This is a genomic window from Ureibacillus sp. FSL E2-3493, from assembly GCF_038077515.1.
GTDB lineage: Bacteria > Bacillota > Bacilli > Bacillales_A > Planococcaceae > Ureibacillus > Ureibacillus halotolerans.
Map to the genome: position 1 here is coordinate 540,385 of NZ_JBBOPK010000001.1, position 13,291 is coordinate 553,675.

Here is a 13,291-nt window from a genome sequence, read left to right on the forward strand (position 1 = left end):
ATTGTATCAAATAAAGGCGTTACCATTTTTGGAGGTGCTAGTATGTCCCAATATGTTTACCATATGGTTCCAAAAGATATGCAAGGAGATCGACTGATTCCATTAAATGTGTTAGGAACAACTTATCCCCACTTGTATGAGCAATATACAAAAAAATATTTTGACCATCCTGACCGACCAAATCTACTCAAAAGACAAGTTCCTAAATTACATTGCTTATGGAATGATGTGCTTCATTTCCTACCTATGCATCCTTTTCATGTGTATGATGCACTCACTAAGTTAGAAATCAAGAAAAAGGAAAATTTGCTTTTCTTCAAAATTCCAGTGGAACGACTCCAACCGAATCAAAATGCTCTCTATCTCTACTCTAAGGAAAATTTTAAAGGGCCAGCAGAAGAATTTGATGAACAGGACTTCCTGCTGCTCGATATTGCCGAATATAAAGAAATGAGAAAAATTCCTTCTGAAACAGTGGAATATTATAATGCTGGAAAAAAGAATGGAAAACCTTTTGGAATTTTTCACTTCATTCCCCATGTATTAAGTTTAGGGGAAATAGATGTGACGAATGTAGAAATCATTTCGTGGAATCAGGAGGAGGTCTCTGCCAATGTTGATGGCCATTGAAGAGTTGCCTAACGATAAACCGATTGCGGGCGTACATTGTGTTCCGATAACAGATGATGGGTTAGTTGTAATGGCTTGGGACAAGGAAGAACAGATTCTCACAACAATCGGTGGAAGAATAGAAGGGAACGAAAGCTTTGAAGAAGCGTTGGAGCGAGAAGCGTTGGAAGAAGTAGGGATGACGATATCAAATGAAAAAATTCCTTTTGCCTCATGGTACTGGGAATCGACTGACACATATACGATTTGGTATTTGGTAAAAGTACAACAATTTTTGCCTTATACATTTGAAAATGAAAAAACAGGATATGTTCTATTGAACTTTAACACGGCAAAACAAATGATTACAAAGCTTGAAACGAACTTTGAGAAACGAATTCAAATACTAGATTTAGCTTATAAAAAAGCGATACAATTGGAATGGTTATAAAAACTTAGTCATCAAGACATGTTAAAGGAGCGCGTTTTTAGTTGCTTATTGCCATTTGTATTTTAGTATTAGCAATTATTTTGGCTGTATATTTCAGTCGGAATAAATCGGCAAAACGAAAATTTACTGTTTGGGGTATTACAACCATCGTCTTTGTCGCACCGTTATTATCATGGATATTAGGGATATTATTCGGTATGAATAAAGGGGACGGCTTCGTCGGAATGACGGTGATGGTCTATGGATTTGTCTTCCTTATGGTCATCGGATTTATTTTACTGTATTATGGAATTTTTAAAAGAGAACGACCAAAATTTTAAGAGGCGTTTCTACCATTTGTAGAGGCGTTTTTTTTATAGAGATGGTGAGCAAAAACTTTCTATTGTATTTGGAGATAATGAGCATTAACATGAAAATAAAACTTGGCTAAAAAGGAGTGGTTGGATGTCACAAGAAATAGCTTTTCGAGACGCAACACTAGAAGATTTACCGAGAATTGTTGAAATATATAACTCTACCATTCCTGGTAGAATGGTAACGGCAGATACAGAACCTGTAACAGTCGAAGATCGATTAAAGTGGTTCCACGAACATTCACCATCAAAAAGACCGTTATGGGTAGTAGAGCTAGATGGTCAAATTTGTGGATGGGTTAGCCTTCAAGATTTTTATGGAAGACCCGCCTATAGTGCAACGGTAGAAGTAAGTATTTATTTAGATGAAAATTTTAGAGGGCATGGTCTCGGGAAAAAAGTGTTAACGAAAGTAATTGAATCCGCTCCAAATTATGGAGTGGAGACGATACTAGGATTTATTTTCGGTCACAATGAACCAAGCCTCCGCCTATTTACTAGTTTTGGTTTTGAAAAGTGGGCGTTATTACCAGAGGTTGCTACTTTAGACGGTATCAAAAGAGATTTAATTATATTAGGTAAAAAAGTATCGTAAATCAATTGATTCAACAAAAAGGAATTTAAAGCATGAATTCCTTTTTCTTTTAAGATGAAGGATTTTCGGTTGTAAAGGGAGAAAAGGTTTTATCACAATTTAGTTTTAGTTAAGGGGGATAACATTGATTACTTCCGATAGATTACGATTCCGCAGGTATACGAACGAGGATTTTGATTTTCTCATGTCATTATTATCTGACCCGGATGTTGTTCGCTACATTGGAAATGGGAACGTAAGAGATAAAGAAGGTGGGCAAGAGTTCTTAAATTGGATTTATCGAACATATGAATTCGGTGAATATTATGGCTTAATGGTGTTAGTCAATAAAGAGGATAACAGCTTAATTGGGCATGCTGGATTAGTACCCCAAACGATAGACGGCAAAGAAGAGATCGAAATCGGCTATTGGATTGCCAAACGATATTGGGGAAAAGGCTACGCAACTGAAGCAGCTAAAACGTTATTGGATTATGGTAAAGCGCAATTAAAACTAGAAAGGTTTATTGCCCTTATTCAACCTGCTAATACGGCATCCAAAAAGGTTGCAGAAAAGATTGGAATGACATTAGAAAAGGAAATTGTTTTAAAAGGGCAAGATGTTTATTTATATTCCTTATCCTAAGGATACCTTTCCATATAAAAAGGAGATTCACAATGACTTATAGAGAAAGAACAATGAAGGAAGTGGACGAATGGTTAGAGGGGCTACCCGAAAACATTCAAGAAATGACCCTCGTTTTAAGAAAACTAATTTTAGATGCGTCACCGAAACTGAAGGAAGAGTACAAATGGTCCATGCCGAACTATTCAAACAATGGATTAGTATGTTATTTACAAACGGCGAAAAAACATGTGAACCTCGGTTTCCATCAAGGAATTGAGCTTGAAGAAATGGATGTCCATCACTTACTACAAGGTTCAGGTAAAACTATGAGGCATATACAAATTAAAAAAATGGAAGACATTCAACCGGATCTTTTTACTTCCTTTATTCAGGCAGCCGTTGCAATAAATGAGAAATAGGATAAGTAAGGCGATAATCTTAATTAGATTATCGTTTTTTATTTGACCAAGCGAATACTTGTGCAGTGTAGTCAATGCTAACATTCCTTCAAAACGTTATATGGAATAGATGAAAAATTTCATGAAACAGTGGTCAATCATCCTCATTTACAACTGATCCTTATCCCATGAGATGGGAATAAAATAATATTTTTTGGATTAGAAGCAATCAGTAATGGTGATTGCTTTTTTTATTGCTATTAAACTCCTAATTCAAAATTTTACATCGCAAAATATGTAAAAAAATGTTGAAAATCAGTTATATTAGACATGAGTAAATATTACTAATTTTGTGAAAAAAGGTTTATTACTTTTGGTCAATTTAGCATTGTAGTAAAAAATACTTAATTTTAAGGCGCAAGGGGCAAACCTATCGAAAGGTGGGGACGCAAAGCTACAGACCTAAAGTGGGTAAAAAATCCTATCAAGGTGGCTGAGTTACCGTAATATCGATAAACTCCTCTTACTGGTAGCTTGTTTTGTACTGTCTTTTTTCGCTTAGTAATGGAAGGGGTTTATTTTTTTGAAAAAAAAAGGCTTTTTTAGTTTTACTATCTTTTTTACTCGCATTCAGTAGTGTTGGAGCATATTTTGTGTTCCCGACAAAGGAAAAAAATGATAGCCGTAATAGCAATGAGTTATTCACAAATCCGAATAGTTTGCTAGATTTAGTCTCTGAACAAAATACGACTAATGATACTATGGCCAATACATTGACAAGCGCCACGTCCAATCAAACAATAGGAAATAATAGTGAAGCGAATAGTGTTACGCAAGGGCTTCCAAACTTAGTGTCGGGAAATTTAACTGAAAATTCAAATCTCAACCCGTCACAACCAAGAGCTATATCCGAAGAACCTATTTCTGCGGAAACAAAGGAAGAACCACCAGTAAATGTTGAAAATGGGTATCTAGAACTGGAAGAAGTAGATATAAATGTCCCTCAAGTAACCCTTTCCTTAAATCTTACAAGGAACTATTCAAGCAACGATAGTGAATTAGGCTATTTTGGAAAAGGTTGGAACATCCAATTAGACTCTCGATTACAAATGTACACGGAGTTTTCGATCGGAGAGTCACGTTTAGATGGAAGTACGCAAAGCTATGAATTTATTAAAGATGACCCAGAAGCTTATATCACAGAATATGATAACGATAAAATGACAAACTACGAGCTTGATAAAGGGCATTATGAAACAACTGAAAACGGAGATACCCTTACAAGTAATACCTGCTCAAAACAACGTTCAATATACGTACGATGCAGCAGGCAATCGATTAAGTATGAAAAATGACCAAGGAACGATCTATTATACGTACAACGTGATGAATCAACTTCTTTCTGATGGTAATACCGATTATCAATATGATGATAACGGCAATGTAATATCCAAAACATCGGAAGGAAAAACTGTTCAATATACGTACAATGGTGCAAATCAACTAACTTTAGCCGAATTTGAAGATGAAAGTTATACTAGCTATTCCTATGATGGACTAGGTCGTCAAATATACCGTGAGGAAATGTCATGGAAAGATTATGATGGGAACAAAGTAGCTAGCAATAACAACAAAGGTAATAACGGAAAAGGCGAAGAAAAACGAAACGAAAATGCGAACAAAAACAACAATAAAAATAGTAACAATTGCAATCTAGGTAATCCAGGTAATGGAAATGGTCCATTTAATAACCCGGGGCAAGGAAAAAAACTTGGGTTATATAAAAAATGGTTAGAAGAAAATGGTCAAAACAGTATGGACCACATTTATCATAAGGAAACGACCTATTTATATGAAGGATTATCAAACGTTCTTCATAAAGAATACAGTGAAAGTGGTTCTCCTTATGCTGAGTACTATCAAGGACCAGACAATCAAACGGTTTCCCGAAAAATGTTTGGGATGCACGGGTTATCTAATCCATCCCATAATCCGGACCTAAAAACAACGGGTGGTTTGTTATACTATCAGTATGATGGTATACGTAACGTTTCCGCTGTAACAGATCGTTACGGAGATATGATTGAAGAGTATCGATATGATGCCTTTGGTGGAATTTATACAGGTACGACAACACCGTATAACTTCAATAGCTTTACGGGAATGTCTTACGATGGGAAAACCGGATTAGTGAACATGAATGCCCGTTGGTACGACCCATCCATAGGTCGCTTCATGTCGGAAGATACGTATCCTGGTAATATGATGCAAACCCAATCATTGAACCGTTATTCTTATGTCATGAACAATCCGGTAAACTACTGGGATCCAACAGGACATGTGGCGGAAAACTTATATCCAGAAGGCTTATTCCGGAATGGGTACGGAATTATGAATCGAATGTAGTACAAGTAAGCGACAACACATATGATGGATGGTTTCCAAAATATGAAGCACCAACTGTAAGTTATGGTGAAACAACACTTGCAGATACTACGCAATTTGAACGATACTATCTGCAAACGTATTATCAAGATCGAACAACGACATGGGTATATGAATATAAGCATTACCTAATTACAAATGATATTGAGAGAGTAACATCACAAGAAGATCAAACGTTCCAGGTAACAGATACCCTCTCTTGGACAAAACAAATAAGTGCTGCAGAGATTGCTATGCAAACCCAACAAGAAATTGCCAAATACGGAGCACCACCAAATGCAAGTATACTTCCAGGCAAGCCGATTTTACCTGAGCGATATGTATCAGCCGTAAAAAGGCACATAATGGAGCAATTTAAAACGGCAGAAAGAGTCCAAATCAATATACCTATTCTGAGAAAGGTGCTACTTCCAATTGAACTGGCTATAAAAGTAATAGAACATGATTAACGGTAGTCCTTGTTAATTTAAAGTATAATATAATAATAGGCTTGATATTTCATCTCCCATAGAAGCATAACTTAGCTTAACTGTTCGTTAAGAAGGAGTCTTGCCACTGAATGTGGAATTTGTAAAAGGTGAAATGGTTATTTAGTCTTTGCCTAATAAAGTTGTATTGAAAGGGGTATTTACATATGCAAACATTTGATGCGCTTGTCGTAAATAAACAAGAAGAACAATTTTCTGTAGATGTTCAAAAACTAACAATAAACAATTTACCAGAAGGGGAAGTGTTAATTCAAGTTCACTATTCTGGAGTGAACTATAAAGATAGTCTAGCCTCAATCCCAAATGGGAACATTGTTAAAAACTATCCGTTTGTACCAGGAATTGATTTAGCAGGAGTTGTCGTTTCTTCAGAAGATCCCCGTTTTAAAGAAGGGGACGAGGTTATAGCGACAAGCTATGAAATCGGGGTATCCCATTTTGGAGGTTATAGCGAATATGCCCGTATTCCAGCTAAATGGGTTGTGCCTCTTCCAGATGGGTTAACTTTAAAAAAAGCAATGATTATCGGTACAGCAGGATTTACGGCAGCCTTGTCCGTACAGCGACTACAAGATAACGGTGTTTCTCCTGAAAAAGGAAAAGTGTTAGTGACGGGAGCAACTGGTGGTGTTGGTAGTTTTGCCATTTCGATTCTTTCTAAACTTGGCTTTGAAGTAGAAGCAAGTACAGGGAAAGCATCTGAACAAGACTATTTAACTAGTCTCGGCGCTACTTCTATTGTTCCACGGGAAGAAGTATATGACGGTAAAATTCGAGCGCTAGGTAAACAAAAATGGGCTGCCGCAGTTGACCCTGTTGGTGGAGAACCATTAGCTGCGTTACTTAGCCAAATTCAATACGGTGGGTCAGTCGCAGTTAGTGGCTTAACGGCAGGAGGAAATGTTCCAACTACGGTTTATCCATTCATTCTTCGAGGTGTGAATTTATTAGGGATTGATTCCGTATATTGTGATATGGAAACACGTCTAAAAGTGTGGGAGCGTTTAGCGAATGTTTACCAATCTGAGTGTTTAGAAGAATTTATTCAACAAGAAGTATCTCTTGCCCAACTTCCAGAAGTCTTGCCAACATTGTTAAAAGCTCAAGCAAGAGGAAGAATCCTTGTAAAATTAATTTAGGAGGTTGGAACATGATTGTTTCTCAAGAAGTGTTGGATTTGTATGGTGTGAAAGATGAACATGCGTATATGGAGCGAATTCAATCTCAAGCATTGAATACGCTTATCGAAGCTCTTGATATTCAATATGAAGAATTATCATTAGATCGGGTCGTTATGACAATGCCAGTCGGGCCAAAAACGAGACAACCTGCAGGGATTTTGCATGGAGGCGCATCCGTTGCTTTAGCAGAAACGGCTGCAAGTATTGCTACGGCTATAAATGTTGATTTAACAAAGTACAATCCTGTTGGAATGGAGATCAATGCCAACCATATCCGCAGTAAAAAAGACGGCGTTGTCAAGGCGATTGCAACTCCTTTACATAAAGGACGGACAACGATGGTTTGGGACATTAAAATTGTCGATGAAGATGAGAAACTAATTTGTGTGTCTCGTTGTACGATGGCGGTTGTTAGCAAAAAATAATCATGATGACTTAAGCGTTAATCTTTGAAAAAAGGATTAACGCTTTTTATTCGTGTTAAGAATAGATTTCGTTGGGACAAAAAAGGAATAGAAGTATTCATATATGAATAAGTGGATTTATTTGACAAAGTACCTATCGGGGTATACCATGTGGCTAAAAGTTATCATTAGAGGGAGGGATACAGTTGAATTCCTACGAAGATAAATTGAAAAATCGGGTAAAGCGGATTGAAGGGCAACTTCGGGGCGTTTTGAAAATGATGGAAGAGGGGAAAGATTGTAAGGAAATCATTACACAACTTTCAGCAGTACGTTCTGGGGTGGATCGCACAATTGGTTTAATCGTAAGCTATAACTTAATGGATTGTATCCAGCAAGCTAATGGTGACGAAGAAAAATTGCAAGACTCCGTTCAAGAGGCAGTTAATTTGTTTGTTAAAAGTCGATAATATATAATTTTTTATCATGCTTATGAAGCTTAGATAGCTTTTATAAAATATAGTTTATGGGAGGAACATTACTATGAATAGTAAGTACCAAGATTTATTTACGTCTTATACTTTACCTAATGGTGTGGAATTAAAAAATCGTATCGTCATGGCACCAATGACGAATTACTCAGCAAATCCGGATGGAACTGTATCCGAAGCAGAGGTTAACTACTATGTTCGTCGTTCAAATGGTGTTGGTATGGTTATTACTGCTTGTACATATGTCACACCGAATGGAAAAGGATTTGACGGTGAATTTGCTGGCGATCGAGATGAAATGATTCTGAGTTTCAAACAACTTGCTTCAGCGATTAAAGCAGAAGGAGCAAAGGCGGTATTACAAATTTTCCATGGTGGTCGATTATGCCCTCCAGAATTAGTACCGAATGGAGAGATTGTTAGTGCTAGCGATGTGCCAGCTGAACAGCCAGGAGCCATTTCACCAAGAGCTTTAACAGAAACGGAAATCGAAGAAATTATTGAAGCCTTTGGTGAAACAACACGTCGAGCGATTGAAGCTGGATTTGATGGTGTAGAAATTCACGGAGCAAACGGCTATTTAATTCAACAATTCTTCTCACCCCATAGTAATCGTCGAGAAGACCGCTTTGGAGGCAGTTTAGAAAAACGTATGACATTTCCATTAGCGATTGTGGATAAGGTGAAAAGTGTAGTGGAAAAACATGCAACGTCACCGTTTATCGTTGGTTATCGTTTTTCACCAGAAGAACCGGAAACACCAGGCATTACAATGGCCGATACATTAGCGTTGGTAGATGCTTTAGCTAATAAAGGTCTTGATTATTTACATGTTTCTTTATCGGAATTCTTCTCAACGCCAAGAAGAGGGGTAGAAGATTTAACGAAAACGCGTATCGATTATTTACTTGAAAAAATCGATAATCGAGTTCCTTTAATTGGTGTAGGTTCGATTCATACTGCAGAAGATGCACGAAAAGCCTTTGAAACAGGCGTTCCTCTTATCGCTATAGGCAGAGAACTGATTATTGACCCAGATTGGGTGCAAAAAGTTGCCGAAGGAAGAGAAGATGAAATTGTAACGAAAATTGATAAAAACAATCAAGAACAACTTGTCGTACCTGATCCATTATGGCATCGAATTTTAAATGTTCCAGGTTGGTTCCCAATTGCATAAACGAACGATTAATCAGATCTCTACAATAAGTAGAGGTCTGATTTTTTTATGGAGCTTTTTTGATTTTCACTTTTAGGTAAACAACTAACATTTCCACATTTAGTTTAAACCTCATCAACTAATATTTTCCGATACTCCCCTGGCGTCATATTCGTGAACTTTTTAAAAGTTTTATAGAAATGGGATGAATCATAATAGAGATTTTCATTTAGGTGTTTTTCTATATGAAAATCACCTTTTACAATGTCGTTGATTATATATTGAAAATTCACAAGTTGAAGGAATGTTTTTGGTGGAATGCCTAGCTCTTTTTGAAACAACAGACGTAAATATCGTTCGGAGTAGCCAGTAAATTGTTCTAAATCTTTCACATGCAAATGACCATGGTGAAAGATGATTTTGTTTATACAACTTGCAACGATGGTGGAATAAAGTTGTGAATTACGAGGATGTTTTAAGTAACACTCAAGAAGTTGCATTTGTTCGATAAAAGTATGCTTTTGTAGAAGTAACTCATAAAGAGGGCGTAGATAGGGGGCAACTTCAAATAACGAGAAAGCCTTTTCACTATTAATCTCTTTTAAAGATAGTTGGAAAGGAAATAATTTTTGTAGAGGAAATAGACGGATTCCAAAGTATGTAGAGTATGCACTGAAAGGAAGGAATGTCCGTTTTTTAGGACTTGGAACGAGTAAACATTGCGACTGTATGCCGTCTAGATGAAAAAGGAGATCGATACAACCATTTGGTATGCTCGGGAAAAGAATGTTCTCGTTAATATTTCCTTTCGTTTTGAACTGATAAACAAAGACTATGGAATTTTGAAATGGAGGAGAAGTTTTCGACATTTGCAAAGATTGTATGTTTTTTTTCCATTCAGGTTGAAGAGGGTTAAACTTGTTTACTAACTTCATAGAATCACCCCAAATAAAAATTTTACTATTATTTTTATATTACCTTTTAGTATTGTTAGAAAATATAACATGGATTTCCGATTTTTACAATGTTTAAAATATTCTGTTAACTTAAAATACAAAATAATGAAAGGAGATATTACATGTGATCAAAAGGAAGAAGGTTATAAAAGTTTAAGTATGAAGGAGGGGTCACGTGGAAAAGGCTTTACAATTAGCGAATAGCTATCCGGTCTGGATATTTGCCGCAATTGTTATAGGGATTGTTATTTTTCAAGCGATTGTATTTATAAGACTTGCTACTAGGACAAGTCAAAATGTTGGAATGACTAAGCAGGAAGTCCAGAGCGCACTTAAAGTAGGGGCGATTAATGCAATCGGTCCAGCGATGGCCAGCTTAATTATTGCCATTTCTTTAATGACATTTCTCGGAAACCCAGTGACTTTCATGAGGTCTGTTGTCATTGGATCTTCAGCTACTGAATCAGCGGGTGCTAATTTAGCTGCTACTGCCTTTGGTACAGAACTTGGCTCTGATGGTTTTAATGAACAAGCCTATACTACAATCGTTTGGACATTGTGTTTAGGTGGATTAGGATGGTTATTAGTAACAGTTTTCTTTACGAAATCCTTAGGTAAAATGCAGGAGAAAATCTCCAGTCAACAAGGAAGTAAACGAGGAAGCTTAATGGCAATTATTTCAAGTGCTGCTATGCTGGGGGTCTTTGGAAACTTTGGAAGTGCTGAGTTATTGAAGGGAGTTACCAATGCTGTTGTTATTATTACCGCAGCTTTGTTCATGTTCATTTTACTGATTATTGCGAATAAGTTTAAGTTGAATTGGTTAAAAGAATGGTCATTAGGATTTTCAATTTTGGCAGCATTGTCAGTCGGATTCTTCATTATATAAGTAGGGGGAAAGTGGATGGAAATGAGTAATAAAGCTTTAGTAGCAGAGGAAATTGCCGCAAATCCAAAGGTCGAAAGTCTAGAGATGGAACAATTCCATCAAAAATCTCATTTTTGGGGCCGCTTAACAATGTGGGCAGTTATTATTTTAAGTGTTCTGTTGCCGCTCTACCTTTCATTTGTTGTCGGCTATCACCCTGGATGGGGCCCGATTGTTGCAGCATTTATAGCCTATGCAGCCATGGTTGGATATGCATGGGTAATTGAACCAATTTCTTATTATCCAACATTAGGTGTTTCAGGTACCTACTTAGCCTTTTTAACTGGCAATATTTCAAATATGTGTCTTCCCGCTGCTGCAGCCGCTCAAAATACGATTGGAGCTGAGCCGGGAACGAAAAAAGGAGAGATTACAGCCGCATTAGCCATTGCAGCCGCTTCGTTAGTAAATATTGTTGTGATAGCCATAATTATTGCTAGTGGCTCTTACCTGATTTCGATTATACCCTCATCTGTACAAGCTACCTTTCAATTTGTCGTACCGGCCATATTTGGAGGTATTTTAGCTCAATTCGCTATTAAAAACCCGTTATATGGATTAATCGCTGTCATAACAGGCATCGTTATAAATTTAACCCCGATTATACCTTTCTTCAGAGGAATTATCTGTATTGCAATTACCATTACTATTTGTCTTTATTTAGAAAAAGTAAAAGCTCGTAAAAAATCTGTCGCTTAATTTATCTCTATGTTTGTTTTAATAGTTTTCGTATTTCCAATATTCATTAAATAAAAAAGAAAGAGGAGCTGTTGAAAATGACAAAAGAAAATATTTTAGAATGGATTAAAAATAATCAAAGTGTTTTTACAGAAATGGCTCAAAACATTTGGGACAATCCCCAAATTGCCTATGAAGAAAAATACGCAAGTGAGTTGCAAATGCTAACTTTAGAACAGGCAGGTTTTAAGATTACAAGGGAAATTGGCGGTGCCTCCACTGCTTTTGTAGCAGAATATGGCTCTGGTAATCCTATCATTGGTATTTTAGGAGAATATGATGCATTACCAGGGTTATCACAAACGGTAAGTACTGTTCATACGGAAGTGGTAGCAAATGGACCCGGACATGGCTGTGGACATAATTTACTAGGAACAGCGGGAGTAGAGGCCGTAATGGCAGTGAAAGAAGTTATGGAAGCCAAAGGATTAGTGGGGACGATTCGTTATTATGGATGTCCAGCAGAAGAAGTGCTATCAGGGAAAACGTTTATGGCACGAGAAGGGGTGTTTGATGATTTAGATTGCGCATTAACATGGCATCCGGGTACATCTAACTTTGTAGTAAATATGAGTATGACGGCGATGGTTTCAGTGAAATTTCATTTTAAAGGCATTACTGCCCATGCAGCCGGAGCACCCCATGCTGGTAGAAGTGCGTTAGATGCAGTGGAATTAATGAACGTTGGAGCGAACTATATGCGAGAGCATATGCTTGATGGTTCACGAATTCATTATGTCATTACAAATGGAGGGATGGCTCCAAATGTTGTTCCAGATCAAGCGAGTGTATGGTACTATTTGCGGGCAGCAACAAAGGAACAAGTAGATGAAATGCTTGAACGAATAGAGAAGATTGCTAAAGGGGCGGCTATGATGACCGAAACGGAAGTCCGTTCTGAAATACTAGCCTTTGCTTACGAAACGCTTCCGAATGATGTGTTAAATGAATTAATGCTTCAAAATATGAAACTAGTGGGAGCTCCTCTCTTTACTGAAAGTGAATTGGAATTTGCTAAAGAGTTGGTCAATACAGTGGATGAAAAAATCGTTGAAACGTCAAAGAAACAATTTGGTACTTATATTGAAGACATTTTACCAACTAGCTTTGACTACTATAAAAATTTAAAGGGTGTTTCAATCGGAGGTTCAACCGATGTTGGGGATGTTAGCTGGATTACGCCAGTTGGACAGGTTATGACGACCTGTGCACCGGTTGGCGTACAAGCCCATTCTTGGCAGGCAACTGCTGTCTACGGTTCTTCTATAGGTTATAAAGGAATGCATTTAGCAGCTAAAACAATGGCCCTTTCGCTATATGATTTGCTTACAAATCAAGAACTGATTGACCAAGCGAGACAAGAATTCTTTGTGGAAACGGGAGGGAAAAAATACGTTCCAGGAATCCCAGAGGAAGTGAAACCGCCATTTGCATCAAAAGTAGCCGAATCGACATTAGTGTAAAGAATAAATTCTTCGGATCGCTTTCAAG

The 13,291-nt window shown here is 37.2% G+C and carries 17 protein-coding genes and 1 riboswitch; of the genes, 16 read left to right on the top strand and 1 reads right to left on the bottom strand.

The window, feature by feature from the left end; all coding sequences use genetic code 11:
• The first annotated feature begins 42 nt into the window (after positions 1-42).
• From MHH69_RS02950 to MHH69_RS03010, 13 genes are all read left to right on the top strand, one after another.
• Positions 43-630 carry a group-specific protein gene (locus tag MHH69_RS02950; RefSeq protein ID WP_341361727.1) on the top strand — a complete coding sequence of 196 codons (588 nt, stop codon included), beginning with the start codon at positions 43-45 and terminating at the stop codon, positions 628-630.
• Positions 614-1,060, top strand: coding sequence for an NUDIX domain-containing protein (locus tag MHH69_RS02955; RefSeq protein ID WP_341361728.1), 447 nt, complete (start codon positions 614-616; stop codon positions 1,058-1,060). Before MHH69_RS02950 ends, MHH69_RS02955 begins: the two co-directional genes overlap by 17 nt.
• Positions 1,061-1,101: 41 nt before the next feature.
• Positions 1,102-1,380, top strand: a complete 279-nt coding sequence (locus MHH69_RS02960; protein WP_122970738.1) for a hypothetical protein — start codon at positions 1,102-1,104, stop codon at positions 1,378-1,380.
• 124 nt (positions 1,381-1,504) lie between these two features.
• Positions 1,505-2,008 carry a GNAT family N-acetyltransferase gene (locus MHH69_RS02965; RefSeq protein ID WP_122970737.1) on the top strand — a complete coding sequence of 168 codons (504 nt, stop codon included), beginning with the start codon at positions 1,505-1,507 and terminating at the stop codon, positions 2,006-2,008.
• Between the two features lie 124 nt (positions 2,009-2,132).
• Complete coding sequence (locus tag MHH69_RS02970; protein ID WP_122970736.1) at positions 2,133-2,633, top strand: GNAT family N-acetyltransferase; 501 nt, start codon at positions 2,133-2,135, stop codon at positions 2,631-2,633.
• A gap of 32 nt (positions 2,634-2,665) precedes the next feature.
• Positions 2,666-3,034, top strand: a complete 369-nt coding sequence (locus MHH69_RS02975) for a DUF1801 domain-containing protein (protein ID WP_122970735.1) — start codon at positions 2,666-2,668, stop codon at positions 3,032-3,034.
• A 392-nt stretch (positions 3,035-3,426) separates the two neighbouring features.
• Positions 3,427-3,519: riboswitch (cyclic di-GMP riboswitch) on the top strand.
• A gap of 147 nt (positions 3,520-3,666) precedes the next feature.
• A complete protein-coding gene (locus MHH69_RS02980; RefSeq protein WP_341361729.1) occupies positions 3,667-4,368 on the top strand; it encodes a DUF6531 domain-containing protein in 702 nt (233 codons plus the stop codon).
• Positions 4,265-5,419: an RHS repeat-associated core domain-containing protein gene (locus tag MHH69_RS02985; protein WP_191707877.1), complete on the top strand. Its 1,155-nt coding sequence runs from the start codon at positions 4,265-4,267 to the stop codon at positions 5,417-5,419. Before MHH69_RS02980 ends, MHH69_RS02985 begins: the two co-directional genes overlap by 104 nt.
• 272 nt (positions 5,420-5,691) lie before the next feature.
• Positions 5,692-5,907, top strand: a complete 216-nt coding sequence (locus MHH69_RS02990; RefSeq protein WP_122970732.1) for a hypothetical protein — start codon at positions 5,692-5,694, stop codon at positions 5,905-5,907.
• Between the two features lie 185 nt (positions 5,908-6,092).
• Positions 6,093-7,085, top strand: coding sequence for an NADPH:quinone oxidoreductase family protein (locus MHH69_RS02995; RefSeq protein WP_122970731.1), 993 nt, complete (start codon positions 6,093-6,095; stop codon positions 7,083-7,085).
• Positions 7,086-7,153: 68 nt separating this feature from the next.
• Positions 7,154-7,552 carry a hotdog fold thioesterase gene (locus tag MHH69_RS03000; protein ID WP_122970793.1) on the top strand — a complete coding sequence of 133 codons (399 nt, stop codon included), beginning with the start codon at positions 7,154-7,156 and terminating at the stop codon, positions 7,550-7,552.
• A gap of 185 nt (positions 7,553-7,737) precedes the next feature.
• On the top strand, positions 7,738-8,001 hold the full coding sequence (locus tag MHH69_RS03005; protein ID WP_122970730.1) for a metal-sensitive transcriptional regulator: 264 nt from the start codon (positions 7,738-7,740) through the stop codon (positions 7,999-8,001).
• Between the two features lie 73 nt (positions 8,002-8,074).
• The gene (locus MHH69_RS03010) at positions 8,075-9,199 is read left to right on the top strand and encodes an NADH-dependent flavin oxidoreductase (RefSeq protein WP_341361730.1); all 1,125 of its coding nucleotides are present in this window, start codon (positions 8,075-8,077) and stop codon (positions 9,197-9,199) included.
• Positions 9,200-9,303: 104 nt separating this feature from the next.
• Here MHH69_RS03010 and MHH69_RS03015 read toward each other — a convergent pair whose 3' ends face one another.
• The gene (locus tag MHH69_RS03015) at positions 9,304-10,113 is read right to left on the bottom strand and encodes a helix-turn-helix transcriptional regulator (protein ID WP_341361731.1); all 810 of its coding nucleotides are present in this window, start codon (positions 10,111-10,113) and stop codon (positions 9,304-9,306) included.
• Positions 10,114-10,309: 196 nt separating this feature from the next.
• Between MHH69_RS03015 and MHH69_RS03020 the strand changes: the two genes are divergently transcribed.
• The 3 genes from MHH69_RS03020 (at position 10,310) to MHH69_RS03030 (ending at position 13,263) form a co-directional block, all read left to right on the top strand.
• A complete protein-coding gene (locus MHH69_RS03020; RefSeq protein WP_122970727.1) occupies positions 10,310-11,023 on the top strand; it encodes a DUF5058 family protein in 714 nt (237 codons plus the stop codon).
• Positions 11,024-11,038: 15 nt separating this feature from the next.
• On the top strand, positions 11,039-11,761 hold the full coding sequence (locus MHH69_RS03025) for a small-conductance mechanosensitive channel (RefSeq protein WP_122970726.1): 723 nt from the start codon (positions 11,039-11,041) through the stop codon (positions 11,759-11,761).
• 77 nt (positions 11,762-11,838) lie between these two features.
• On the top strand, positions 11,839-13,263 hold the full coding sequence (locus tag MHH69_RS03030) for an amidohydrolase (RefSeq protein WP_122970725.1): 1,425 nt from the start codon (positions 11,839-11,841) through the stop codon (positions 13,261-13,263).
• Positions 13,264-13,291: the final 28 nt, after the last annotated feature.